Genomic DNA, 24134 nt, shown 5'->3' with positions numbered 1-24134 from the left:
ATAATGACAAATAGACCTCGCTACATCCTTATTGCAATTGTTGCAGCTCAGCTGCTTGGTACATCTACATGGTTCGCGGGTAATGCTATTTTACCTGTATTACAAGCTGAATGGTCGCTCCCCAATAGTGCGGTGGCTGAGTTAACAAACTCGGTTCAACTTGGCTTTATTGTAGGCGCTCTGTTTTTTGCCTTTTTAGCCTTAGCTGATCGTATATCACCTCGGGTGTTATTTTTTATCTGTGCTGTAGGCACGGCTTTCTTTAACCTTCAAATAGCTTTTTGGGCTGATAGCCTTAATCAGGTTTTATTATTGCGCTTTTTTGGCGGGATGATGTTAGCTGGGGTCTATCCTGTTGGTATGAAAATCGCGACAGGTTGGTACCCTGAAGGCTTAGGCCTAGCTTTGGGCTATCTTGTTGGTGCTTTAGCTTTAGGTACATCCTCAGGTCACCTCTTTGCCTCTTTTGAGTTTAATGACTGGCAGTCGGTTATCTACTTAACCAGTGCTTGCTCTGTTATTGGCGGTTTATTGGTATTGTTGTTTGTTCCTGACGGCCCCGCTTTACATAAAGGTGGTGCTTTAAGGTTTAGACATCTATGGGTCGCGATGAAAGACAAACCTTTACAAGCAGCCGCCGGTGGCTACTTTGGCCATATGTGGGAGCTTTATGCTGTGTTAGCTTTAGCTCCTTATTGGTTTATTGCCTGGGCAGCTCAGAACGAGGTTGATCTTAATATCCCATTTTGGTCTTTCTATGTGATTGGTGTCGGTGGTTTAGGGTGCATGTTAGGCGGGCATATTTCGTTAAAACTAGGAAGCTGGCATGTTGCTAGGTTTATGCTGTTTTGTTCAGGCGTTTGTTGTTTGCTTTCGCCATTTATTTTCGAGCTGTCATTTGTTGTGGTAGTAATATTTTGGACTATTTGGGGGGTAACCGTTGTGGCTGATTCCCCTCAATTTTCAGCTTTATCCGCTCGAACAGCACCTAACGAGGTTGTTGGCAGTGCGTTAACTATGATTAACGCAATAGGTTTTACCATCACTATTATAGCGACACAAATAACCGCCATGTTATTGGATAGCTTTCCTATTGAGTGGGTTATGTTGTTACTCGCACCCGGTCCTTTGTTGGGCTTACTTAGCTTAAGACGACTTAAAAAAATAAAGCCTGATATTTAATCAGGCTTTATTTTACGCTTACTTACCGGATTTCTGAGGATTAAACCCAGTGACAGCAAGTACAGCAAAAAACAGAGTACATCCTGCAGTAATAAACATCGCATCAGTATTCAGTTTTAGATATAACGCGTATCTAACCAGTTCTACTGCATGAGTAAAGGGGTTAACCGCACAGATCCAATATAACCATTCGCTTGCTTCCTGCATTTTCCATAAGGGATAAAGTGCGGAAGATAGGAAAAACATTGGAAAGATTACAAAATTCATCACGCCAGCAAAGTTTTCGAGTTGTCTAATTCTAGTTGAAAGAAATAGACCTAATGAACTCAGTAAAAGGGCGACCAGCAAAAGAGCAGGCAATACTGTTAGGTAACCTAGCAATGGAGGCTCTACATCAACAAGCAATGCGATCAAGAGAAAAGCATAAACCTGCGTTAGAGATATAAGGGCGGTTGAAACCATTTTACATAGCAATAAGTAAGGTCTAGGAAGAGGGCTCATCAGTAACACTCGCATACTCCCCATCTCTCTGTCGTACACCATCGATAGACTGCTTTGCATACCGTTAAACAATAAGATCATGCAGCATAAACCCGGTGCTATGTAGGTTTCATATGTGATGTAGGTCTCATAGGGATCGATAATGGCGATACCTAATGCCGCTCTAAAGCCCGCTGCAAATACCACAAGCCAAAGTAGAGGTCTAATTAATGCGCTTAAAAAACGGGAACGTTGTTGAACAAAACGCAAAAACTCACGTATTAATATTCCTTTGAAGCAGTACCAGGATGCAGAAACTTTCATTGGGCACCTCCAAAGGACTCACTGTCTGTTAATTTATGGAAGGCATCTGTTAGGTTTTGCTCGCCCGATTTTTCAATCATTGTACTCGCGATTGAATCCAACAAAATACTGCCTTTATGCAAGAGAATGATTGGATCATTAATATCTATCTCCTCCATTAAATGTGTGGCCCATAAAACTGTGATGTTTTCATCATCACATAACTTACGAACATGCCGATTAAGTCCTCTTCGCGTTTGAGGGTCTAGACCAACGGTTGGTTCGTCTAATAGCAAAATATCGGGTTTATGAAGTAAGGCTCTTGCGATCTCAACACGTCTACGGTGTCCACCGTTGAGCCCCCTCACTTTTTCGTTAGCCCGTGTTTTCATCTCCATACGATCAAGTTCATTATCAATCTGTTTTTGTGCTTCTTTGGAGGAGATTCCATGTAGCGAGGCGTGATAAAGAAGGTTTTGAGTTACAGTTAGATCTAAATCGAGGGTGCTTTGCTGGAAGACGACACCAATCCGCTTCATGGCGCTGGAGGGCTGTTCTTTGATACTTTGTCCATCAATATAAATATTGCCCCCCTGTAGCTCATAAAGACGAGTCAATAGGGCGAATAAAGTGGATTTTCCGGCCCCGTTCGGCCCGATCAGAGCATGAAATACTCCTTTCTCAAGTAGGAAATTAACATCTTGTAATGCTTGTTTTGGGCCATAACTGAAGCTAAGCGACTCTACTGAAATTGTCATACAGTTCCTAAATAAGTTGAGACCTCCAATTGGAGGCCTCATTTACAAATTATGGTTTAATTACAACACCCCAGGGGTACCGTCCCACCTTGATGGTTTTTATGGCTTTCATTTTGCTAATATCGATGATTGATACGTCGCCACTGATACCGTTCGTTGCTAGAAGTAGGCTTTGATCTTGGTTGAATTCCATATGCCATACTCGACGGCCAACTAAGATGTAGTCCTCAACCTCATATGTTTTAGCGTTGACAACTGCAACATGGTTAGCAGGTCCTAAAGCTACGAAAGCATAACGTCCATCGTCTGAAAGTTTAACGCCAACGGGCTGTATTTTGTCTTTATGAACACCTTTAATTTCAAAGGTGATTTTTTTAATTATTTTACGTGAAGCGGTGTCAATAACAGAAACCGTTGCACCAATTTCAGCACTTGCCCACAACAATTTGCTGTCTTTGCTGAATTCAACATGGCGTGGACGCTGGTCAACCAAAGTGTTGTCTACTAATTCGTGTTTCTCTGTATCAATCCAGTGAACCATATTGGTTGTTTCACTTGTATTAACCGCCATTGTTCCATCAGGGCTGACAGCCATACCTTCAGGTTCAACGCCTACATCAATCTGTGCAAGCACTTCACTTGTTTCAGTATCAACGATAGTAACTAGGGCGTCATCTTCATTTGAAATATATAGATGACGATTGTTTGGGTGAAGGGCGAACTGTTCAGGATCTTCACCTGAAGGTAGCTCTTTTATAATCTGATTGGTGGCAAGGTCCATCACTTGTACAGTGTCTGAATCAGATGCGCAGATATAAAGTTTAGAATTATCTTTAGAAAGTATTATGCCGCGAGGACGCTCACCAACATCGATTGTGTCAGTGACAGTCATCGTATCTAAATCAATGATTGAGATAGTGTCATCTTTTTCATTGGAGACATAAGCCGTTTCTGCATAAAGTGCAGAAGAGGCCAGCAAGCTACCAACAGCTAATGCGGTAAGTGATTTTTTAAAATTCATAATTATTCCAATTTTTATTTGCGTGTTTCGGTGCAGTCAGTTTCTTTTTGATCAAATCCTAATGTATCGAGCTCATTCGTTGGGTGTAAAAAGCCTTCTTGAGGCGAAAGAGATACCAACGAACGAGGGTGAACTAATGGAATAGTCTGTCTAAGTTGTCCATTCCAGCTACGAAAGTCAAGCTTGCGGCCTTTAAATCCAGCCAACTGAAATTGATCTGATTTGATATAAGCTTCATTCGTAGATGCATCATTAGTTTGTGTTCGCGTTACCGCTTCTGCAACCGTTCGCACAGCGGCCCAAGCGGAATAATCTTTGCCGTTCATCCAGCGGCCAGAGCTTTTCTCAAAACGGCTTTGCAGCTGAGCGGCACCATATTGCTCAACAACACGATGCCATGCGACAGGCATTAGTCCTTGGGTTCCAACAACAGGTCTAGGTAGCCAAGTGTTATAGAGTACATACTCACCAAAATCTCCTCGCTCATCAGCCACGAATACAACATCGTAATCGCGGTGTTGAGTAAACAGAGGCATTTCTGATTGTGCAGTCCTGCGTAAATCTGTATCGAAACTCCAGTCTTTTTCTTCCACTATTGATAAGCCGAAGCGTTTCACTGAACGCTTGAAAGAGTTGCTGTAGGCTTTGTCTTCAGGTGTGGCGCCGGTAATCATAAAGATTTTTTGTAAACGTTTTGCTTTAAGCCACTGTGCCAATGCATCCGTTAGCATTGCTCTACTTGGTATTGTATGGAAAAGGTTAGGGGTGCACATATGCTGTCGCAAGGCATTAGTCGTTGAGCCCGCGTTAAAGATAAGTGCATCTTTACCTAAAGTTTCTGTAAATTTACTAATTGTTTGGTCATCGGTATTTACAACAAAGTATCTAATACCCGCGTCATATTGCGCTTTCGCCTTGCTTAGTAAAACTTCAGGATCTTCATCAACTAATTCTTGAAGCTGGTACTTATGCTTTAGGAAGCGGCCTGTTGTATTACTATCTTGAATCGCCAGTTTTGCGCCTTGTAAGCCCGCATCTTCAGGTTCAGGCAGGATATTAGATAAAACGGGGCCTTGATCAATCTCCTGTTGTAAGTAACTGATATTAACCTCTATCTCGGAATAAACATTGCTGCTACCCAATAGAGCGGTCACTGTTATCGCTAGCGCGTTTTTTCTATGATTATGAAACATAATAGTTATACAAGCTTACCGTTAGTGTATTTATCCCAGCATAGGCGGGAATTCGTGAACTCGGAATATGAATAAAGTAGAAAACAATTAGTACCGAAGTAGCATTCTTTTGCCCAGAGCTATCTTTAGCATGGTGCACATAATAACTAAATACTCTTAATGCTCGAGGTGAAGAATGAATTTTGCAAAAAAAATTACTATGGGAACGCTAACTGCTGTCTTAGCTCTTTCAAGTTTATCTGCAATGGCAAAAGGTGATTTAACAACTAGGCCAACGAAACTACCAGATCTTGTTTTAGGAACTGAAGATAACCGTTATGAACTATCGCAAAAAGAGTATGAACTTGAGACCGGTAAGGCTTATAAACTGAAAATAGTCTCTAGCGGTCAAACTGAATATGCTCTACAAGCACCAGAATTTTTTGCTTCCATTTTCCTGCGTAAACTCGAAGCTGGCGATATGGAAATAAAAACTATGACTGTTACTGAGCTTGAATTTGAACAGGAAGCTGAGGCAGAAATTTACTTCGTTCCTTTACAGCCAGGTAACTTTGAGTTTTACGCTGAAGGCCTAGAAGAGAAAGGAATGGAAGGCGTATTTAACGTTAAATAATAACGCCTTAGTTGTTGTTTGTATCAAAATACTCGCCTTAGCCTTTAGGCGAGTATTTTTATCTTAGTTTACCCTTCACAGATAGATAAAATAGCCTGTTTTTCATGGTAGGATGGGGGATATTATTTTCCTATCTGGAGACTCCATGAAAATCCTAATTACTGATGACCACTCAGTTGTGCGACAAGGATACGCAAGTGTTCTTCCGACGGTTATTAAGGATTGCGAAATCGTTGAAGCGGCAAGTGGAGAAGAGGCCTGCGAACTCTACCAGAAGGAGTTGCCAGACCTTGTAATTATGGATATTAACTTGCCAGGCATTAGTGGCATTGAAGCTGCCACTCGCATTTTGCAAGCAGATAATGATGCAAAAGTGCTGTTCTTTAGTATGTATGATGAAGCACCTATCGTTAAGCAAGCGCTGGACACTGGCGCTATGGGGTATATCACTAAATCTGGATCTCCCAAAACCCTCGTTGAAGCAGTAACAAAAATATCCAAAGGTGAAATATTCATTGAGTATGAGTTAATTATGAAATTAGCGCTCAATTCACAAAATATTTCTGATGAGCGGTTACGAGAATTAACCCAGCGTGAGTTTGAGGTTTTTGTCATGCTAGCGCGCGGACAAAGCAATCAAATCATTTCTGACACCCTAAACCTAAATATTAAAACTATATCTAATTACGTGACTACGATAAAAAGTAAGCTAAAAATTAGTTCTACAGCCGAATTAGTGCATTTAGCTATTGATGCAGGCGTTATCAAAATCGCCCATTAAAATGCTAATCACGGGTGCAATCTAGTACCTAAGTGTTAGCTTGAATACTGCTATAGAGGAATACAGCTCCCCCCTATGAGGTTTGCATACTAAGCTATAGCGGAACCTAACTTCGCTATATTCTGAATTAGGTATGTAGATGAAAGCAGTTTTGCGTTTAAATTTAGTTGTTGCACTCGTATTTGCCTTTGCTTTATTGGTAACTTTATATGACATGCTTCAACAAGCCACTAAAGATATTACTCGGGAAGTGACGGCGGGTGTGAGTTTTACTCATCAACTACTGAGTGCCGCGGCTACTGACGAAGCCTTACTGCAAAACCTGCTTGAAGGTGAAACACGTCATGTTCACCTGTCTATCGTAGAAAATACCCAGCTGCCAGATAATAGCCCGCTAACTCATCACTCAGATGAAGTGCCTGAGTGGTTTTTTAATTTAATTCCTGGTTTAGATCATGTAGAAGAAAAGCAATACTTTAGATATTTATCTGATGGCCGAGCTTTACGTCTGCAGGCTGATACTTCTGATGAAGTGGAGGAGGTGTGGGAGTCGGTACAAAATGTTTTAGTGCTATTTACTCTCAGTGCACTGCTATCAAATCTTGCGATCTATATAGGTGTTCGACAGGGTGTTAAGCCTGTAACCGATTTTCTTAATGCATTAAAAGATATAGAAAAGGGCCGATTTACAGCGCGACTTGATCACTATTCAATAAGAGAAATCAATGACTTGTCAGAGCATTTTAATGCTATGGCTCATGCGCTAGAAAATGCTGAGCGTGATAATACAAGGTTGACCCACGAGCTAATGCGTTTACAAGAAAAGGAGCGCGCTCACCTTGCTCGAGAACTACATGATGATCTAGGGCAATACTTAACAGGTATTAGGGCGCAAGCTTATTTAATTAAAGCGTCGGCCAATAACCCCGATGTGGTTTCAGCTGTTGGAGAGCAGATTACAGTTAATTGCGATGCGATGCATATCAGCTTTAGGCAGTTAATTCGTAAACTTCATCCCGTTATATTAGAGCAATTGGGTTTATTGGAGGCGATTCGCACATTGGTTGATAATTGGAGTCAGTCCCATCATATAAAAGTAAACCTCCAACTCCCTGATGATCTGATCTCTTTATCTGATGAAAGTAATACTCATATTTATAGAATCATTCAAGAAGCATTAAATAATATTGCTCGCCATGCACAGGCAAGTTTGGTGGATATAAGTTTGAGCAGTCATAAAAATTCGCTTGCATTAACAGTAAGTGACAATGGTGTAGGTTCTGAATGTTCAGAAGGTTCAGGCCTAGGATTAAGATCGATGCGGGAAAGAGCACGCTGTATGCAAGGCACTCTAAATTTTAAACAGTTAGCCGAAGGTGGCAGCATGGTTTCTATGGAAATCCCTGTTGTTGAGGAGGAAGTATGAAAATAATTATTGCTGACGATCATGCGGTTGTTCGTCAAGGCTATTCAAGTCTTCTATCAACCATGTTGGCGCCTTGCGATGTTCTAGAAGCAAGTAATGGCGATCAGGCATTTAATCTCTGCCAAACAGATAAGCCTGACATTGTGATTATGGATGTAAACATGCAAGGGATTAGCGGCGTTGAAGCAACTCGTAGAATTTTACAACGTGATTCAAATATTAATATCTTATTTTTTAGTATGTATGACGAGTCACCGGTTGTTGCCCAGGCAATGGAGGCTGGAGCCAAAGGCTACATAACTAAAAGTTGCACACCTGAAATATTAATTGATGCGGTTAAAAAAGTGGCTGCAGGCCAGCTTTATGTAGAACATGAACTGGCAATGCGTTTAGCGGTTACTCGACCTGAACAGAAAGACCAGCGCCTTAAAGATATGACACAGAGGGAGTTTGAGATTTTTGTTATGCTGGCACAAGGGTGTAGCGTACATCAAATTTCTGAGCAGTTATTTATCAGTAATAAGACAGTTTCTAACTACACGTCGATTTTAAAAAGTAAGTTGCAGATAAGCTCGACAGCGGAATTAGTGCATTTAGCTATTGAAACCGGTGTAGTTAAGGTCGGTGTAGAAGTTAGTTAAAATAGAACGCACCGGTATTATATGCCGGTGCGTTAATCCATGATCGTTTAATCTCTAGCCCAATCAAACGGGCAATCTACACAGCCTTCCATATATGTAGCTTGAAATGAGGCATAACGTTTCTGTACGCCCGTGAATATAGCGTTTTCTAGTGACGCGCCATTCAGTTTTGCTTCCTGCAGATTGGCATTTTCTAAATTTGCGCCGGTTAGAATTGTCTTAGTCATCCATGCCATTTCTAAGTTAGCCGCTCGTAACACCGCCCCCTCAAATTTAGCGTTACTTAATCTGGAAAACTCTAAATTTGCACCATATAGATTAGCGCTGTTAAAGTTAGCGCCTTGACCAAAAAGCGTCCAGCCATTAATAGCTTCTAAGTTTGCAGATGAAAGGTTAGCGCCTTTTACTGAAGCGTGTCGCATATCAGCACGTGCTAGATTTGCTCCCGATAAGTCCGCTTTGCCTAGGTTTGCATTTTTTAAGATTGCATGACGTAAGTCGGCTCCTGATAGGTTCGCACCGCTTAGGTCTGCGTTACGAAGATCAACGAGTCTTAAATCAGCACCGGATAGATCCATGTTTGCACATTGCGCTTTAGGTTCTATTTTACAGCCATTGATAATCATCTCGTCTGCAAAAAGATTGGATGCGCAAAATAAGAGACCAATAGGGATAATAAATTTCATGTGTGCTCCAAAAAAAAGCCCTCTTATCATAGTGATGAAAGAGGGCTATATAGATAGATTAAAATCTATTTAAATAAAGCGAAAAACTAATTCTTATTTAGTCTTTAGTTTAAACGCCCAGAATGAACCACCTTGCGAAACAGGCTTAGTCAAGTCAGCCATATCGCCACCCCATAGAGGTACAGCACCACCGTAACCGCTTGCGATACCGATATACTGCTCACCATCCTGAGTCCAAGTTACAGGAGAGGATACAATCCCTGAACCTGTCTGGAACTTCCATAGTTCCTTACCTGTTTTAGCATCAAATGCTTTTAAGTAACCTTCGCCAGTACCGGTAAAGATAAGGTTACCTTTAGTGGCAAGAACCCCAGACCATAAAGGTAGTTTCTCTTTGTGAGTCCAAACGATTTTGCCTGATTTAGGATCAACCGCGCGAAGCACACCTACATGGTCGTCATACATCTTACGAATACGGAAACCTTGGCCTAAGTATGCTGCACCTTTTTTATAGTGAACTTCCTCAGTCCAGTAGTCTTCTTTCCAGTGGTTAGCACCTAGATAGAAGAGGCCTGTATCTTGGCTGTAAGCCATAGGGTTCCAGTTTTTACCGCCCAAGAAAGGAGGTGATACTTCTATAGACTTACCTTTTTTCTTTCCTGCTTCAGGTAGAGGAGGGCGCTGACCTTCAACTTCTACTGGACGGCCAGTTTTAGGGTCGATATGTGTTGCCCAAGTGATATTATCAACAAATGGGAAGCCACGAATGAAGTCACCATTCTCACGGTTTACTACATAGAAGAAACCGTTACGGTCAGCATGACCTGTTGCTTTAATGGTTTTACCGTTATCTTTGTACTCAAAAAGTACTAATTCGTTATTACCGGAGAAATCCCAAGCATCGTTAGGTGTATGCTGGTAGAACCATTTAACTTCACCTGTAGATGGATCAACGGCAACCTGACCAGATGTATATAAGCTATCGTAATCAGCTGGATTGCCACCTGGTGATGTTCTCGCCCAGCCATTCCAAGGAGCAGGGTTACCCGCACCTACGATAATAGTGTTGGTTTCTACGTCAAAGCTAGCTGATTGCCAAGGGGCACCACCACCATGACTCCATGCTTCAACTTTACCTGTTGGTGAATTTGGATCATCAGGCCAAGAAGGTGCTTTTGGATCGCCAGTAGGTGAGCCTTTTTTACCATTTAGGCGGCCATAATGTCCCTCTACGAAAGGACGCATCCAAATCTCTTCGCCTGTCATTGGATCGCGTGCAAACAATTTACCAACTACACCGAACTCATCACCAGATGATCCATGAATCAAAAGAACTTTGCCTGTTTTCTGATCTTTAATGATCGTCGGCGCGCCAGTCATTGTGTAGCCTTCGGTATGATCACCGAATTTTTTCTTCCATTTAACTTTACCGGTCTTCTTATCAAGCGCAACGATAGCCGCATCTAGAGTACCGAAGTAAACAAGATCACCGAAAATAGCAGCACCACGGTTAACTACATCACAGCAAGGACGAATGTCGTCCGGTAGGCGATAAGAGTATGACCAGATTTTTTTACCTGTTTTAGCATCTACGGCAAATATGCGTGAATAAGAACCTGTAATATAGATAATGCCATCATGCACAAGTGCTTGTGATTCTTGACCGCGCTGTTTCTCATCGCCAAAAGAGAATGACCATGCAGGAACAAGGGCATCTATATTTTTATCGTTGATTTTAGTTAAATCACTCCAGCGCTGAGCTTTTGGTCCTATACCATAACCAAGAACATCTTCTGGAGTGTTGGCATCATTCTTAATGTCATTCCAAGTGACAGGTTTAGCAATTGCTGTAGTAGCTGCGAGCGACAAAGTGATCGCAACACATAAAGGCTTGATTCCCGTTCCTATTATTTTTGTCATTTTTATAAACCCTGTAAACGAATAGCGTTTTATTTTTTTGTAAATTGAGCACTGAGATTCTAGTTTTGCCAGCAGAGATGCGGCTACGGAAACAAGCCCAAGTAACATGGGATCGAAGCCCTTCCTTAAGGGAAATATGCCTCTCAATATCGGGATATTTTCGCGAGAAAAAGCGAAAAACTAATACTTTGCTAAAGCGCATAAGTTATTGATAAAGAAACATCCTAATGAATTTGTATGTTTTATTTATCTTGCATTCAGTTGCTGGGTGATAAGTTGAAAGGGCATGAAATATAAGGCTGAGCTGAATGATTACAGTTAAAAGAGGTCATAGAAGGTATCAATATCAATTTGACAGTTTTGTAGAAAAGAGCTCTTCCTCGGCGGGGCTTCCATTCTTTTAGTTTGAATAGGAGGTATAAAACACCATTCCAGTAATGGAGAATCATTCGTATTTATATCTGATAACTTAGAACTTTGGTTCTATTTGTCTAGGCGAGAATATAGTACTTAAGCACTACTGTGTAGATGGTTTGATACCAAGGGAGTAGTTTTTGGAACCCAAAGTACAATTCTTGCTGATTTTGCACTAGCAATATCATATAGGGAGAACGGCTGAAGTGGGTGACTTCTGCCAATAACTAAGAATTCTCGCCGGCTGCGATTAGGAAGATTGCAAAGAGTAGAGCCTGGTCTTTATCGACACAGTGTTATACCAGGCAAGGCGGACCGTATAAAAACTAAGTGGTGAATGAAGATGTCTATCAATAAAAAAATATTAGGATTAACGACAGCGGGAATGCTTACGGCAGTTCTATCTGGCCAAGTAATGGCACACGGTGATGTAACACCACAGGCTGTTGATGTAACAGGTCTTAAAATGCTAGGGGAAGAGTGGTTAGAGTCCAACCCCTATACGCCTGACTATGAAAACCATAAGCTTGCAGTAGAGATCGGTACATCTGCTTACACTCAAAACTGTGCACGTTGTCATGGTCTTGATGCTATTTCTGGTGGTATTGCACCGGATCTACGTTATTTAGAACCAGGCCTTGAAGGCGATGAATGGTTTAAATATCGCGTAATCAATGGTGCTGTACGTGATGGTCGTGTTTACATGCCTAAAATGGCAGACTCACTTAGCCAAGAAGCCTTATGGGCAATCCGTGCATACTTAGAGACTCGTGCTACTGATGAATAAACATAGCCTATTTTGCGCTACTGTTTTCACTTGCGCCAGCCTGCTTAGCAGTCTGGCGCAAGCTCGTTATTATGACGATGTAATAGATAGCGGTTATTTGACGGTTGGTTTTTATCGGGACTTCCCTCCTTATTCTTATATAGAAGATGGAGAGGCTGTCGGTGTTGATGTTGAAGTTGGTAAGCGTATAGCTGAAGGCTTAGGTGTTGATTTCAAGACCCATTGGATTACCCCCGATGAAAACCTTGAAGACGATCTGCGAAATAATGTTTGGAAAGGGCATTATCTAGACAAAAATGAGGAGCAAGGGGCACTAGCACTCAAAAACGTAGCTGATGTAATGATGCGTGTTCCTTATGACCGTGAATTTGCCTACATGCAAGATTCCACTGGTGCTGTTATTAACGACATGGTGGTCATGTTTGGTCCATACCAGCGCGAAAGTTGGAAGGTGACTTACGATAGTCGGAAAATCGAAAACGTCTCAACAATGGCTGTTTTTCAATACCATCCTATAGGTGTTGAAATCGATAGTCTGCCAGACTTTTATCTAACGTCTGCTTTTGGTGGCCGTATGCGAGATAAAACGCATCACTACACAAATGCACGTGAAGCCTTTAAAGGGATGCAAAAAGGTGAAGTTGATGCAGTGATGGCAATGAGGGCAGAGGTTGACTGGTTAGTTAATAAAGCCGGTGATCCTAACTTTAAATTTGCTACAAACAGCTACCCTTCTATGGGTAAACAGAAATGGGATATTGGTATGGCGGTTAAAACTAGTTATCGCCAGTTAGGTTATGCCATCGAAGAGGTTGTTGACAAAATGGTCCGCAACGGTGATATGGCTAAAATCTACCACTCTTATGGTTTAACCTATGAAAAGCCAGCCTTGTACCTAGAGGTTGCTAAATAGTAGGGGACTTGAGTGACGACTTGAACTAATAAAAAAATAATAAGGGGTCTAAATATGAAGCGTAAACTATCAGCCTTAGTGTTAAGTGCTGTCATATCATTTCCAGCCTATGCTGTTACGGACCCCTTAGAGTCCCCTTTATGGGACTATCTTCGAGAAAAATTTATTGGTAATGATAAATACGTATTTGATGATCGTATAAAAGTCGAACTACCAAGCTTTGCTGAAGACCCTACACAAGTTCCTATGACGATTGACGCGAGTGCGTTAAGTGGTGATATTGAACGTATTGTTTCCTGGGCAGATCTAAACCCCATTCAACATATTCTTACCTACTACCCTCATCCTGAAATAGTTCCTAGAGTTTCTTTACGAATTAAAGTGCAGCAAAGCACCGCTGTAAGAGCTGCCGTATTGACTAAAGATGGTGTTTGGCATGTAGGCGGCAGCTATCTAGAAGCTGCAGGTGGCGGTTGTTCAACGCCAAGTATGGCTAATGCAGATCCTTACTGGGAAAGTCATCTAGGTGAAATGAAAAGCCGACTCTTTCCGAGAGAGGAGGGTGGGCGCTATAAATTCAAAGTTATTCACCCAATGGATACAGGGTTAGTTGACGCAATACCTGAATTTTACATTGAAAAAATTGCTGTTCGTGATGCCGAAGGTGAGCAATTAGCACATATGGAGCTATCACCTCCAGTGAGTGAAAATCCGGTTATCTCCTTTGATGTTCGTGATGCCACTAAAAAGCACAGTGTCTGGTTAAGAGACAATGGCGGCAACGAATTTGAGCAAGAACTTTAAAGTTCAGGAGTATTGCTAATGATCAGCAAAAAAACACTTGTAGCAAGTTTATTATTTATAGCTGGGCCTGTGTTAGCGGCACCTTTTAGCTATGATTTAAAACCACAAAAAATAACTGATAATACGTGGGTCTTGCAAGGTAAGCTTGAAGACTTCTCCAATAAAAATGGAGGAAATATTGTCAATACAGGGTTTGTGGTGACCGAAGAAGGTGTTGTCGTTATAGATACCGGCCCTTCGTTAAAATACGGCAAAGAGATGCGCAAGGTCATCGAATCGGTGACGGATAAGCCAATTAAGTATGTATTTAATACCCATCATCACCCTGATCACTTTTTAGGGAATCAAGCGTTTAAAGATCTTGAGATACTTTCGCTTCCTAAAACACAGCAACAGATCAAGAGCGACGGTAATGACTTTGCAGAAAATATGTATAGCTTAGTCGGGGATTGGATGCGATCTACAGAAGTCTTTCTGCCAACAAAAACATTAGACATCGATCATTTGGACTTAGGTAGCCATCGTTTTAAGTTTAGTGCTTTTACGGGGCATACGGGTTCGGATTTGGTTATATACGATGAAAAAACAGGGGTGCTTTTTGCTTCTGACATTGTTTTTTATCAGCGCGCCTTAACAACGCCGCATACACCTGGGTTAGGTGTTTGGATTGATGAAATCAATCAGCTTAAAAATTATAAGTATAAATATCTAGTCCCTGGGCATGGCCCTGTCACTATGGATGACCGTCCGCTGGAGCAGATGACGTCATACTTGAAATGGCTTGATAAAACATTAACTGAGTCTGCTAAGGCAGGTTTGAGCATGACTGAAGTGATTAAGCTGCCAATAAGTGCGGAATTTGACTCAATTAAATTGACTAAACTTGAGTTCATTAAGACGGTTGCCCACCTATATCCCAAATACGAAGACTTGTATTTTTAATTACCCCGGCGCCTTTCCCGTCTATCTATAAAATCCTCCCAAAAGTAGCTTCATCAGACCCTTACCCTATACAGCAGCCGAAAGGCTGCTAACTTATTGTATTAAAAGAAATAAATAAAACAGATTGGTTGTATTTGTATTTCTTGTATTTCTGGTATTACTACTAAGTGATGACAAAACTACTTCCGCTGTTTAATTGTTGAAAAAGCGGTAAAGAAAAACAATGTGTGCATGGATTGGGAATTTTTCCCGACTCTCTCTGAACGCTAATAATAAATATCCGTAGAGGAGCGTACAATGAAGAAATTCACTCTGTCAGCCTTAGTTGCAGCAATGGCTATTGCTGGCACGGCTCAAGCTGGTGTTACTGATAAAGATATCCTTAACGACCAGATGACAACAGGTGATGTATTGACTTACGGCATGGGCCTTCGTGGTCAACGCTATAGTCCAATGGACAAAATCAATACAGAAACAGTTAAAGATATGCGTCCCGTTTGGGCGTTTTCTTTCGGTGGTGAAAAACAGCGCGGTCAAGAATCTCAGCCGATGGTTAAAGATGGCGTAATGTACGTTACTGCATCTTACTCTCGCGTATTCGCTGTTGACACTAAAACAGGTGAAGAGCTATGGGAATACAATGCACGTCTACCTGACGGCATTATGCCTTGCTGTGACGTTATCAACCGTGGTGTTGCACTATATGATGACCTTGTTATCTTCGGTACGCTCGATGCTAAACTTGTTGCCCTAAACAACAAGACCGGTAAAGTCGTTTGGAAGAAAACAGTTGAAGATTACAAAGCGGGTTACTCTATTACAGCTGCACCAATGATTGTAAAAGGTAAAGTAATCACAGGTGTATCTGGTGGCGAATTCGGTATCGTTGGTAAAGTAGAAGCTTACGATGCTAAAACAGGTAAAATTGCTTGGACTCGTCCTACAGTTGAAGGCCACATGGGCTACATCTGGAAGAATGGCAAGAAAATGGAAAACGGCATTTCCGGTGGTGAAGCAGGCAAAACATGGCCTGGCGACCTTTGGAAAAGTGGTGGTGCTGCTACATGGTTAGGCGGTACTTATGATGCAGACGTTGATCTACTGTTCTTCGGTACAGGTAACCCTGCTCCTTGGAACTCTCACCTACGTCCTGGTGATAACTTGTTCTCATCTTCTCGCCTAGCGATTGATCCAGATACAGGTAAAATTTCATGGCACTTCCAGACAACTCCGCACGATGGCTGGGATTACGATGGTGTAAACGAGCTAGTTTCTTTTGATTATAAAGAGGGTGGCAAAACGGTTAAAGCGGCAGCAACAGCTGACCGTAACGGTTTCATGTACGTTTTAAATCGTGAAAACGGTGACTTCATCCGTGGTTTCCCATTTGTAGACGAAATCACTTGGGCTAAAGGTCTAGATCCTAAGACGGGTCGTCCAATTTATGATGAAGCATTCCGTCCAGGTAACCCTGCTGACTCTAAAGATGGTAAGAAAGGTAGCTCTGTACACGCTGTCCCAGGTTTCTTGGGTGGTAAAAACTGGATGCCTATCTCTTACAGCCAAGATACAGGTCTGTTCTATGTACCATCAAACGAATGGGCGATGGATATCTGGAATGAGCCAACAGCGTATAAGAAAGGTGCTGCTTACCTAGGTGCTGGGTTCACGATTAAACCAATGAACGATGATTACATTGGTGTTATGCGTGCGATGGATCCAAAAACTGGTAAAGAAGTATGGCGCTACAAAAACTACTCTCCTCTATGGGGTGGTGTGTTATCTACTAAAGGTAACTTAGTATTCTTCGGTACACCTGAAGGTTACTTGCTTGGTCTAGACGCTAAGAACGGTGAAGTTAAATACAAATTTAACACGGGTTCAGGCATCGTAGGCTCTCCAATCACTTGGGAACAGGATGGTTCACAGTACCTATCTGTAGTTTCTGGTTGGGGTGGTGCAGTACCTCTATGGGGTGGTGAAGTGGCTAAACGTGTTAAACACCTTAACCAAGGTGGCACAGTTTGGACATTCAAACTACCTTAGTAATTCTTCGGAATTACGACTAAGCACTGTAACCAGTGCTTAGCCTGTCCCAGCATAAAAAGCCAACTCATGTAGTTGGCTTTTTTTTGTTTAAAGTACGGCTAATTTAGGCGATAGCAGGCGTGAATATTGCGACTTGTACTTGTGGTTAATAGGTCTGATATCCTAAGTAGAAGCTGCGATTTAAAGAGAAATAATATAAAAAACCGACAGGGTATGACCGTCGGTGATTGGATGGCTTTGCTTAAAGTCTTTTTCTGGTTAAACCAAATCTATAATGCTGTTAAAGGCGACAACTACTCTGTCTTTTTGCCCGAAGTAGGGCAGTGCAGAGTGTTTTAGGTAGGAGGGAAAGATAACTATTTGCCCCTCAACTGGCTCAAAATCCCAAAAGCCCTGTTCACCTAAGTAAGCCGTACCGGCATCGGCATAATGGTCAGCATTAATTCGCGGGTCATAAAAGCGATTAACGCCATTACGAGAGTTTAATTCACACTCGCCAGAGTCCAGATAATAGATTCCGCACCAAGAGCAATTAGGGTGGGAATGAATATCATGGTATCCGCCATTTCTTGTAACGTGAAACCATGATTCAATAATAGTTGCATCACCTTCCGCGCCTTCTGGCCAGCAACCACTGTTTACTTCGGTCGCTACCGCTGAAAGCAGTTCCTCAAGCATTCGACGGGCTTCAATGATTGCCGGAGAATCTGCCTCAAGAAAATTTAACTTGCTTTCAAATAGCTGATGTTTAGCGGTTATTGCTACATGGCTATCAATCGCATGGGATTGGTTTTTTTGATACTCATAGATATAAGCCAACAAATCGTCTTTGATAAATTCATGATCCGGATTTGTAGTGACGAAGAGTGGGGATGTCCATGCGTTAATGGACTCTATATCAGGGGCTTGAGAATACATTGTGACTACCTAATGAGTATAAGTCGCTCTATTGTAAAGAGTGTATATGTATATATCTATTGATATGCGGCGCCTCGGAATAAGTTATTACTTAGATCAAGAAGGCATAGAGAGACTACCGCATAAAAAGCATAGGTGTTTACTGATTTGAATTGGCGCTTGCTGAAGAGCCAACCCAGCTAGCCTCTAGCTCATAAGAGATTGAGCGGGCTAAACCATCCAAATCAGGGAAGAGCGTTGCATGGCTAATATTCATTCGATAGAGCGCTTCCATCGCTTCAGACCTTATCTCATTAGGTATGATGATTTTGGCAAGAATAATATCGTTATAATCGTAATTAGTTAATAACTCAGCGACAGATACATCAATCTTTCCAGGGATAATAAAAGTCCCTGCTTGCGCAACAATACGACGGTCCATAGACCAAGGCTCTCCAGGCCACACCACAGGGTATTGGTTGGATAGGTAATACTTGTGCAGCAGGTCATGGTTACGAGGGTCTATGGCATCTCTTGTTTGCTCAGGAAAGCCCGGTGGGGTTGCTTCATGCCAAAGTGCGGGAGTGTTTACTGCATAGACTGCAGCCGTTGTTGTGCTGGAGTGGAGAGCGAAGTAACTAGCAACATAAGGAGATTTAGTGAAATCTAATAACCTAGTCGGTGCGCCATGATGCTGCATTAGCGCCAAACAACGGAAATCATCATCTAAAGCCGATGTATCATTTAAAAAGTAATGGGCTTTGCGTTTAAATACACGTATTGCTCTTCCTTCTTGCTCTGCCCAGCGATCTTTAGGGACGAATTGTTTAAGTCGTCGAGTCAGCGAACTTTCTAAATCCCAAGAGGCATCACATTGACCGCGAAATGCCCATCCACGAAGTTCTTCCGATTCCACTAAAGCCAAAAACTCTTGCCAGCTTGCTACTTCATATAGCTTTGTCACTTTATTGCTCCAGCCCAAAAAAGGGGTGCCAATTAGGCGTTTATATCCCTGAAAACAGTTAATGTACACAAAGTGCAGTAATGAGCACTAAATCTTAATAAATCATCATATTCTTATTTATAGTGAATAAAAAATATAAAGCAAATTAATAAACTATTATTTATCATATAGTTATGGTTATATTTTGTGTCAAAAAGGTGATGAGCCGCTTTGCGTATGTGGAGCGGGGGCCTCGATAACTACTACCAAATAAGTATTTTTTTGATGCCAAGGAATGATACCTGTGCTTCTTGATGGGTCGCTAATATGGGTATGTAAAAATAACCATACTGTCCAACACTCCTGACAGTAGATAAAAACAAGAGGCATTTAGAAGATGATTTACGCTAAGCCAGGTACAGACGGCGCTGTAGTTTCTTTCAAAGAACGTTATGGAAACTTCATCAATGGCCAGTGGGTTGCACCCATTAACGGACAATATTTTACGAATCACACGCCAGTAACAGGCGAAGCTATCTGCGAAATCCCACGCTCAACGGAAGAAGATATCAATGCTGCTATTGATGCAGCAGAAGCAGCTAAAGGTGCTTGGGGCAAAGCTTCTACAGCAGAACGCTCAGGTGTTCTACTTAAAATTGCTGATCGTATTGAAGAGCACCTAGAACGTCTAGCTGTTGCTGAAACATGGGATAACGGTAAAGCAGTACGTGAAACACTTGCTGCCGATGTACCTCTAATGGCGGATCATTTCCGTTATTTTGCTGGTTGTATCCGCGCACAAGAAGGTTCAATCGGTGAAATCGACGAAACGACTGTTGCTTATCACTTCCATGAGCCTCTAGGTGTTGTTGGTCAGATCATTCCTTGGAACTTCCCATTGCTAATGGCTGCTTGGAAAATTGCTCCAGCGCTTGCAGCAGGTAACACAATTGTTCTTAAGCCAGCTGAACAGACACCTGTTTCTATCCTTATCTTGATGGAATGCATTGGTGACCTTCTACCAGCAGGCACACTAAACATCGTTAACGGTTTTGGTGCTGAAGCAGGCCAAGCGTTAGCATCTAGCACACGTATTGCTAAAATCGCCTTCACTGGTTCTACACCAGTAGGTTCGCATATCATGAAATGTGCTGCTGAAAACATCATTCCTTCTACGACTGAGTTAGGTGGTAAGTCTCCAAACGTATTCTTCAAAGACGTGCTAGCTCAAGAAGATGAGTTTGTTAGCAAAGCGATTGAAGGTGCGGTACTTGCTTACTTCAACCAAGGTGAAGTATGTACTTGTCCATCACGTATTCTTGTTCAAGAAGATATCGCTGATGAATTCATCGCTAAAGTTATTGAGCGTGCTGGCCAGATCAAACGTGGTAACCCACTTGATACTGAAACAATGGTTGGTGCACAGGCGTCTCAAGAACAGTTCGACAAGATCCTAGGTTATATGGATATCGGTCGTGAAGAGGGTGCTGAAATCCTAATGGGTGGCGGTATCGAGAAGCTGGAAGGTGAATTTGGTTCTGGTTACTACATCCAGCCAACATTGATCAAAGGCACAAACGATATGCGTGTCTTCCAAGAAGAGATCTTTGGCCCAGTTGTTGCCATCACTACTTTCAAAGACGAAGCAGAAGCGCTAGCAATTGCTAACGATACTGAATTCGGTCTTGGTGCTGGTGTATGGACTCGTGATACTAACCTTGCATACCGTATGGGTCGTGGTATCCAAGCGGGTCGTGTTTGGATGAACTGCTACCACTTGTACCCAGCTCATGCAGCATTCGGTGGTTACAAGAAGTCAGGTGTAGGTCGTGAAAACCATAAGATGATGCTTGATCATTACCAGCAGACTAAAAACATGTTGGTAAGCTATAGCGCTAATCCTCTAGGCTTCTTCTAAGTAGGAAGCTTTTCGGACGATAGTTTACCTATCGTCCATAGCTATTCATTTAGCTTCTTGCATTATTGCGGCCCTATAAGGGCCGCTTTTTTATGTCTGAGGGTTTATTCAAATAACTCCTACTTTGGTGCTTTTCTTTTTCCCGAAAATCAAGAAAATTGACCTTTAATGTTAAGCTCGTCTCATATTATTAAAGGGAGTCATGATTGTGCGTAAATTGTTATCTATCCTGATTACACTTTTTGCTATTGAAGGCCACGCTGCGGTACAGGACTATCAAGTAATTCGCCTTGTCGCGATGAAATCTGATTGCATAAAGAATGACCTTCTTCGCACTGAACGATCTGACGGGAGTATTGAGTTTTTTATCTCATGTAAAAATTTAAGCCACTACCCTGATGGTCTGCAAGTTACCTGTAGCAACGTTGAAGATGAGCGAAGCTGTAAGATCAAAACAGAAGCTAAACAGTTTAATAACCTTAAATTATTACAAAGCGCTGAGTGAGGAGATTAACTGTGGAACGCAAGTGGCCAGCTCCAATAATTGTACTCGCTTTAACGGGCTCTTTAAGTGCGCAGCTTTATGCAAACCCGATCACTAAAGCCTTTAATCAATGTAAAACTATTGAGGATAAGGATCAGCGGCTTAGTTGTTATGACAGCTTAGTGATTGAAGATTTAATGGTTAGCAATGAGCCCCAGTTTTCCGGTAAACATACTCTCAAAACTGAGCTATTCACCCTTACTGGCCCCACCCAGATTCGCTTTCAAAGTGACGGTTCTATCTTTGTTATGGCGATCTATAACGAAGAGGGCGATGTTGTTGAGAATCTTCATATTGGCGGAGGCGGGGAGGATAGTTATGTTTTAGAGCAGCCCGGACGCTATTATTTACAGGTTAACGGTTCAACAACATGGCGAGTGTGGTTAGAACCCCCACCAGCATAGATAAAGATGATAAAGGTATGCATGAGCCTATAGATCGAAGACTTTACCTGGGTTCATAATATTTTTGGGATCTAAGGCCATTTTTATCGTTTTCATGACATCTATTGATGTTGCATGTTCCAGCTTTAGAAACTCCTTTTTACCTAAGCCAATTCCATGTTCTCCTGTACAAGTTCCACCTAAGTTAAGTGCGGTATTAACTACCTGAGATGATAACTGTTTAGCCCGCTCAATTTGATCACGGCTAGTTGGGTCCATCACTATCAATAGATGGTAGTTACCATCCCCAACATGGCCAACAATAGTACACTGCAGTCCGCTTGCCTCAGCATCTTGCTCTGCCTGCAATATGCTTTTTGCCAATTTAGATATAGGCACACAAACATCGGTTGTAAGTACTTTACTGTTGGCTTGTAACTGCTGAGTCGCATGATAAGCGTGATGACGGGCGCTCCAAAGCAGATTGCGCTGCTCCGTTGTTTCTGCCCATTTAAATTCACTGCCTCCAAATTCACCGCTTATATCTTTAAATAAATTAATTTGCTCAGCTACACTTTGTTCTGTGCCATTAAACTCAATAAAGAGAGTCGGTTTTGCTTCAAACCCTTCAAGCTTTGAATATTGGATACAAGCCTTCATCTGCAGACTATTAAGTAATTCAATTCTGGCCATAGGAATCGCCATCTGCATAGCGTTAATCACTGTATCGACTGCCGATGCCACAGTATCAAAACTACAGACTGCAGCCTTTATTGTTTCGGGGACGGGATGTAAGCGTAACTGCACCTCAGTAATTACTGCCAAGGTGCCTTCTGAGCCTACCAAAAGCTGTGTAAGGTCATAACCTGCAGAACTCTTCCTTGCTCGTGAACCGGTTTTAATCACCTCGCCTGAGGCCATAACGGCAGTTAAACCAATAACCGCATCTTTCATTGTTCCGTATTTAACCGCATTAGTGCCTGAAGCCTGAGTGGCAGTCATACCACCAATTGACGCGTTAGCGCCGGGATCTATAGGAAAAAACAACCCGTCATAACGCAAGGCCTTATTAAGCTGCTCTCGAGTTACGCCTGCTTGAACACGACAATCCATATCGGGCGCATTAATTTCTATAATTTGATTCATTTCAGATAGATCTATAGATATCCCACCTTTAACCGCAAGTAAGTGTCCTTCAACGGAGGAACCTGCGCCAAAAGGGATAACCGGAATCTTATATCTATTACAGAGTGTAACGATCTGAGCGATCTCTTCTGTGCTAAAGGGGTACATCACCGCATCAGGGGGAAGGTTGCCATAGCTGTCATCACCGCCGCCATGTTGTTCTCGTACGGTCTGTGATAAGTGAATACGATCACCGAAAGTAGTCGCAAGCTCATTAATAACTTTTTTAAGGTCAGCTTGAGAATAAGGCTTAATTGCACGCATAGGTGTCGCTTCTATATCTAAGTTAATGTTCTGCTATTAAATCAGGAAGCTTAAAATGATTAAAGTAGGGGAGGAGAAACACTTAGGAGAGAGAAGTTAGGTGGGATGGCAGTCCGTTGCCCGTCCGGCGTTACTTATCCTTGAACATGAGTAAATTATATGGGCTCTATATGACAAAAAAGTGATGATTTAATTGCAAAGAAGTAAATTAAACTCCTCGGAGATAAGTGTTCGAACCTGTGTCGTCAATAAGCCCACTGCTTCAGCGGTTTGAGTCTGCGGCAATAAGTGCTTAATACTTGTTGCCACTAAAGGGTCAAATTGCCGATTATTGCCTGCCCGTGTATAGAACTGATTAACCCAATAGGTTCCAGCAACGGCATCCGCTTCAACCATGAGCATCGCTTGTGCTAGCACACCCTGTTTTATCCCTTTTTTATTAGTCGGAGACACCATTATTTTTTGTGCTGTACCAGTTATTTTTAAGCCACCTATATTTAAATTATATCGACCATCACAATAGGAACCTGGCGTTTCTCCATACTCGGCAGAGAGGTTTAAACGTTGCAAGACCCTTTTAATGGGCTCGCATAAAGCCATATAGATCTCATCAAGATCAAAATCATCATTACCCATTTTAGGGAAGATAATTGAGAAGTTAATAATACCTGGATGTAAAGGCACTGATGTACCACCGCTATCACGAACAATGACCGGCCATCCTTGCTCCTGTAATTCCATACAAGCCTGTTCAAAGAAAGGGAAGCGCGTCTCCTTTCTCGTTACCACTAAACATTGTGGGACCTCCCAGAGGCGCGCTGTTGCACCTCGCTTGCCGCACGCAACCTCTTTTAATAGTTCGCTATCCCTTTTTAAAGCGGCATGGGAACTAGCAGCAATAGGTTCATTAATTAGACGCCAGCGGGATTGCTTGCGGTAAATATCAAGGAAATCGTTATTTAAGCCCATAGGGAGATGTAAACTCTTTACAAAGTGACTCGTGTAATCTTGGTGTTATAAAACTTGTTCAGTTATTGGATAATGCTATGATCGCGCCTTAAACTCCAGCAGAACAACTAAGTGATAT

General features: G+C 42.0%; 23 protein-coding genes. 13 read left to right on the top strand and 10 right to left on the bottom strand.

All coding sequences use genetic code 11. The features are described from left to right. The first annotated feature begins 3 nt into the window (after positions 1 to 3). Positions 4 to 1182 carry a nitrate/nitrite transporter gene (locus tag Q4492_RS11525; protein ID WP_303418049.1) on the top strand — a complete coding sequence of 393 codons (1179 nt, stop codon included), beginning with the start codon at positions 4 to 6 and terminating at the stop codon, positions 1180 to 1182. 18 nt (positions 1183 to 1200) lie between these two features. Here the strand turns inward: Q4492_RS11525 and Q4492_RS11520 are convergent, their stop codons facing one another. From Q4492_RS11520 to Q4492_RS11505, 4 genes are read right to left on the bottom strand one after another with little or no spacing between them, the layout of a single operon-like run. After that, positions 1201 to 1986 (bottom strand): ABC transporter permease, encoded by a 786-nt coding sequence (locus Q4492_RS11520; RefSeq protein ID WP_303418047.1) that lies wholly within the window; start codon positions 1984 to 1986, stop codon positions 1201 to 1203. Continuing rightward, positions 1983 to 2723 (bottom strand): ABC transporter ATP-binding protein, encoded by a 741-nt coding sequence (locus Q4492_RS11515; RefSeq protein ID WP_303418045.1) that lies wholly within the window; start codon positions 2721 to 2723, stop codon positions 1983 to 1985. Before Q4492_RS11515 ends, Q4492_RS11520 begins: the two co-directional genes overlap by 4 nt. Positions 2724 to 2772: 49 nt before the next feature. Continuing rightward, positions 2773 to 3744 carry a YVTN family beta-propeller repeat protein gene (locus Q4492_RS11510; protein ID WP_303418043.1) on the bottom strand — a complete coding sequence of 324 codons (972 nt, stop codon included), beginning with the start codon at positions 3742 to 3744 and terminating at the stop codon, positions 2773 to 2775. Between the two features lie 14 nt (positions 3745 to 3758). Continuing rightward, entirely contained in the window at positions 3759 to 4937 is a 1179-nt protein-coding gene (locus Q4492_RS11505; RefSeq protein WP_303418042.1) for an ABC transporter substrate-binding protein, read from the bottom strand. A gap of 175 nt (positions 4938 to 5112) precedes the next feature. Between Q4492_RS11505 and Q4492_RS11500 the strand changes: the two genes are divergently transcribed. The 4 genes from Q4492_RS11500 to Q4492_RS11485 all read left to right on the top strand — a co-directional run bounded on the left by Q4492_RS11500 (position 5113) and on the right by Q4492_RS11485 (position 8398). Continuing rightward, positions 5113 to 5550: a copper-binding protein gene (locus tag Q4492_RS11500; protein ID WP_303418041.1), complete on the top strand. Its 438-nt coding sequence runs from the start codon at positions 5113 to 5115 to the stop codon at positions 5548 to 5550. Positions 5551 to 5695: 145 nt separating this feature from the next. Then, positions 5696 to 6331 carry a response regulator transcription factor gene (locus tag Q4492_RS11495; RefSeq protein ID WP_303418039.1) on the top strand — a complete coding sequence of 212 codons (636 nt, stop codon included), beginning with the start codon at positions 5696 to 5698 and terminating at the stop codon, positions 6329 to 6331. A 139-nt stretch (positions 6332 to 6470) separates the two neighbouring features. After that, positions 6471 to 7757 carry a sensor histidine kinase gene (locus Q4492_RS11490; protein ID WP_303418038.1) on the top strand — a complete coding sequence of 429 codons (1287 nt, stop codon included), beginning with the start codon at positions 6471 to 6473 and terminating at the stop codon, positions 7755 to 7757. After that, positions 7754 to 8398 (top strand): response regulator transcription factor, encoded by a 645-nt coding sequence (locus Q4492_RS11485; protein WP_303418036.1) that lies wholly within the window; start codon positions 7754 to 7756, stop codon positions 8396 to 8398. Before Q4492_RS11490 ends, Q4492_RS11485 begins: the two co-directional genes overlap by 4 nt. A gap of 47 nt (positions 8399 to 8445) precedes the next feature. Here Q4492_RS11485 and Q4492_RS11480 read toward each other — a convergent pair whose 3' ends face one another. Together Q4492_RS11480 and Q4492_RS11475 are read right to left on the bottom strand one after the other, a co-directional pair. Next, a complete protein-coding gene (locus tag Q4492_RS11480) occupies positions 8446 to 9084 on the bottom strand; it encodes a pentapeptide repeat-containing protein (RefSeq protein ID WP_303418034.1) in 639 nt (212 codons plus the stop codon). Positions 9085 to 9177: 93 nt separating this feature from the next. Then, entirely contained in the window at positions 9178 to 11004 is a 1827-nt protein-coding gene (locus Q4492_RS11475; RefSeq protein WP_303418033.1) for a PQQ-dependent methanol/ethanol family dehydrogenase, read from the bottom strand. A 757-nt stretch (positions 11005 to 11761) separates the two neighbouring features. Between Q4492_RS11475 and pedF the strand changes: the two genes are divergently transcribed. The 5 genes from pedF (at position 11762) to Q4492_RS11450 (ending at position 16910) form a co-directional block, all read left to right on the top strand. Beyond that, on the top strand, positions 11762 to 12205 hold the full coding sequence (gene pedF / locus Q4492_RS11470; RefSeq protein WP_303418032.1) for a cytochrome c-550 PedF: 444 nt from the start codon (positions 11762 to 11764) through the stop codon (positions 12203 to 12205). Beyond that, complete coding sequence (locus tag Q4492_RS11465) at positions 12198 to 13118, top strand: ABC transporter substrate-binding protein (protein WP_303418030.1); 921 nt, start codon at positions 12198 to 12200, stop codon at positions 13116 to 13118. The genes pedF and Q4492_RS11465 overlap by 8 nt, the downstream gene beginning before the upstream one ends. Before the next feature lie 54 nt (positions 13119 to 13172). Beyond that, positions 13173 to 13922, top strand: a complete 750-nt coding sequence (locus Q4492_RS11460) for a quinoprotein dehydrogenase-associated SoxYZ-like carrier (protein WP_303418028.1) — start codon at positions 13173 to 13175, stop codon at positions 13920 to 13922. Positions 13923 to 13940: 18 nt separating this feature from the next. After that, on the top strand, positions 13941 to 14864 hold the full coding sequence (locus Q4492_RS11455) for a quinoprotein relay system zinc metallohydrolase 1 (protein ID WP_303418025.1): 924 nt from the start codon (positions 13941 to 13943) through the stop codon (positions 14862 to 14864). Between the two features lie 297 nt (positions 14865 to 15161). Beyond that, positions 15162 to 16910: a PQQ-dependent methanol/ethanol family dehydrogenase gene (locus Q4492_RS11450; protein WP_303418023.1), complete on the top strand. Its 1749-nt coding sequence runs from the start codon at positions 15162 to 15164 to the stop codon at positions 16908 to 16910. Between the two features lie 261 nt (positions 16911 to 17171). Here Q4492_RS11450 and Q4492_RS11445 read toward each other — a convergent pair whose 3' ends face one another. Together Q4492_RS11445 and Q4492_RS11440 are read right to left on the bottom strand one after the other, a co-directional pair. Beyond that, complete coding sequence (locus tag Q4492_RS11445; RefSeq protein WP_303418020.1) at positions 17172 to 17831, bottom strand: putative 2OG-Fe(II) oxygenase; 660 nt, start codon at positions 17829 to 17831, stop codon at positions 17172 to 17174. Positions 17832 to 17970: 139 nt separating this feature from the next. After that, the gene (locus Q4492_RS11440) at positions 17971 to 18774 is read right to left on the bottom strand and encodes an FRG domain-containing protein (RefSeq protein WP_303418019.1); all 804 of its coding nucleotides are present in this window, start codon (positions 18772 to 18774) and stop codon (positions 17971 to 17973) included. Between the two features lie 376 nt (positions 18775 to 19150). Here Q4492_RS11440 and Q4492_RS11435 point away from each other — a divergent pair, with 376 nt between their 5' ends. From Q4492_RS11435 to Q4492_RS11425, 3 genes are all read left to right on the top strand, one after another. After that, positions 19151 to 20671 (top strand): aldehyde dehydrogenase family protein, encoded by a 1521-nt coding sequence (locus Q4492_RS11435; protein ID WP_303418017.1) that lies wholly within the window; start codon positions 19151 to 19153, stop codon positions 20669 to 20671. A gap of 208 nt (positions 20672 to 20879) precedes the next feature. Continuing rightward, positions 20880 to 21176, top strand: coding sequence for a hypothetical protein (locus Q4492_RS11430; RefSeq protein WP_303418016.1), 297 nt, complete (start codon positions 20880 to 20882; stop codon positions 21174 to 21176). Between the two features lie 11 nt (positions 21177 to 21187). Further along, on the top strand, positions 21188 to 21619 hold the full coding sequence (locus Q4492_RS11425) for a hypothetical protein (protein WP_303418014.1): 432 nt from the start codon (positions 21188 to 21190) through the stop codon (positions 21617 to 21619). A 27-nt stretch (positions 21620 to 21646) separates the two neighbouring features. Here the strand turns inward: Q4492_RS11425 and Q4492_RS11420 are convergent, their stop codons facing one another. Both Q4492_RS11420 and Q4492_RS11415 read right to left on the bottom strand, forming a co-directional pair. After that, positions 21647 to 23047 carry an FAD-binding oxidoreductase gene (locus Q4492_RS11420; RefSeq protein ID WP_303418012.1) on the bottom strand — a complete coding sequence of 467 codons (1401 nt, stop codon included), beginning with the start codon at positions 23045 to 23047 and terminating at the stop codon, positions 21647 to 21649. 189 nt (positions 23048 to 23236) lie between these two features. Next, positions 23237 to 24016 carry a hypothetical protein gene (locus Q4492_RS11415; protein WP_303418010.1) on the bottom strand — a complete coding sequence of 260 codons (780 nt, stop codon included), beginning with the start codon at positions 24014 to 24016 and terminating at the stop codon, positions 23237 to 23239. Between the last annotated feature and the right edge of the window lie 118 nt (positions 24017 to 24134).

Source organism: Neptuniibacter sp. 1_MG-2023 (assembly GCF_030547185.1).
Taxonomy (GTDB): Bacteria; Pseudomonadota; Gammaproteobacteria; order Pseudomonadales; family Balneatricaceae; genus Neptuniibacter.
Note: the sequence above shows the minus strand (reverse complement) of the source record. Positions and strands in the feature narration are given on the sequence as shown.

Bases quoted from the DNA above. Each gene is read 5' to 3' on its own strand.
- Q4492_RS11525 (WP_303418049.1), top strand. From the start codon at position 4: ATGACAAATAGACCTCGCTACATCCTTATTGCAATTGTTGCAGCTCAG.
- Q4492_RS11520 (WP_303418047.1), bottom strand. From the start codon at position 1,986: ATGAAAGTTTCTGCATCCTGGTACTGCTTCAAAGGAATATTAATACGT.
- Q4492_RS11515 (WP_303418045.1), bottom strand. From the start codon at position 2,723: ATGACAATTTCAGTAGAGTCGCTTAGCTTCAGTTATGGCCCAAAACAA.
- Q4492_RS11510 (WP_303418043.1), bottom strand. From the start codon at position 3,744: ATGAATTTTAAAAAATCACTTACCGCATTAGCTGTTGGTAGCTTGCTG.
- Q4492_RS11505 (WP_303418042.1), bottom strand. From the start codon at position 4,937: ATGTTTCATAATCATAGAAAAAACGCGCTAGCGATAACAGTGACCGCT.
- Q4492_RS11500 (WP_303418041.1), top strand. From the start codon at position 5,113: ATGAATTTTGCAAAAAAAATTACTATGGGAACGCTAACTGCTGTCTTA.
- Q4492_RS11495 (WP_303418039.1), top strand. From the start codon at position 5,696: ATGAAAATCCTAATTACTGATGACCACTCAGTTGTGCGACAAGGATAC.
- Q4492_RS11490 (WP_303418038.1), top strand. From the start codon at position 6,471: ATGAAAGCAGTTTTGCGTTTAAATTTAGTTGTTGCACTCGTATTTGCC.
- Q4492_RS11485 (WP_303418036.1), top strand. From the start codon at position 7,754: ATGAAAATAATTATTGCTGACGATCATGCGGTTGTTCGTCAAGGCTAT.
- Q4492_RS11480 (WP_303418034.1), bottom strand. From the start codon at position 9,084: ATGAAATTTATTATCCCTATTGGTCTCTTATTTTGCGCATCCAATCTT.
- Q4492_RS11475 (WP_303418033.1), bottom strand. From the start codon at position 11,004: ATGACAAAAATAATAGGAACGGGAATCAAGCCTTTATGTGTTGCGATC.
- pedF (WP_303418032.1), top strand. From the start codon at position 11,762: ATGTCTATCAATAAAAAAATATTAGGATTAACGACAGCGGGAATGCTT.
- Q4492_RS11465 (WP_303418030.1), top strand. From the start codon at position 12,198: ATGAATAAACATAGCCTATTTTGCGCTACTGTTTTCACTTGCGCCAGC.
- Q4492_RS11460 (WP_303418028.1), top strand. From the start codon at position 13,173: ATGAAGCGTAAACTATCAGCCTTAGTGTTAAGTGCTGTCATATCATTT.
- Q4492_RS11455 (WP_303418025.1), top strand. From the start codon at position 13,941: ATGATCAGCAAAAAAACACTTGTAGCAAGTTTATTATTTATAGCTGGG.
- Q4492_RS11450 (WP_303418023.1), top strand. From the start codon at position 15,162: ATGAAGAAATTCACTCTGTCAGCCTTAGTTGCAGCAATGGCTATTGCT.
- Q4492_RS11445 (WP_303418020.1), bottom strand. From the start codon at position 17,831: ATGTATTCTCAAGCCCCTGATATAGAGTCCATTAACGCATGGACATCC.
- Q4492_RS11435 (WP_303418017.1), top strand. From the start codon at position 19,151: ATGATTTACGCTAAGCCAGGTACAGACGGCGCTGTAGTTTCTTTCAAA.
- Q4492_RS11420 (WP_303418012.1), bottom strand. From the start codon at position 23,047: ATGCGTGCAATTAAGCCTTATTCTCAAGCTGACCTTAAAAAAGTTATT.
- Q4492_RS11415 (WP_303418010.1), bottom strand. From the start codon at position 24,016: ATGGGCTTAAATAACGATTTCCTTGATATTTACCGCAAGCAATCCCGC.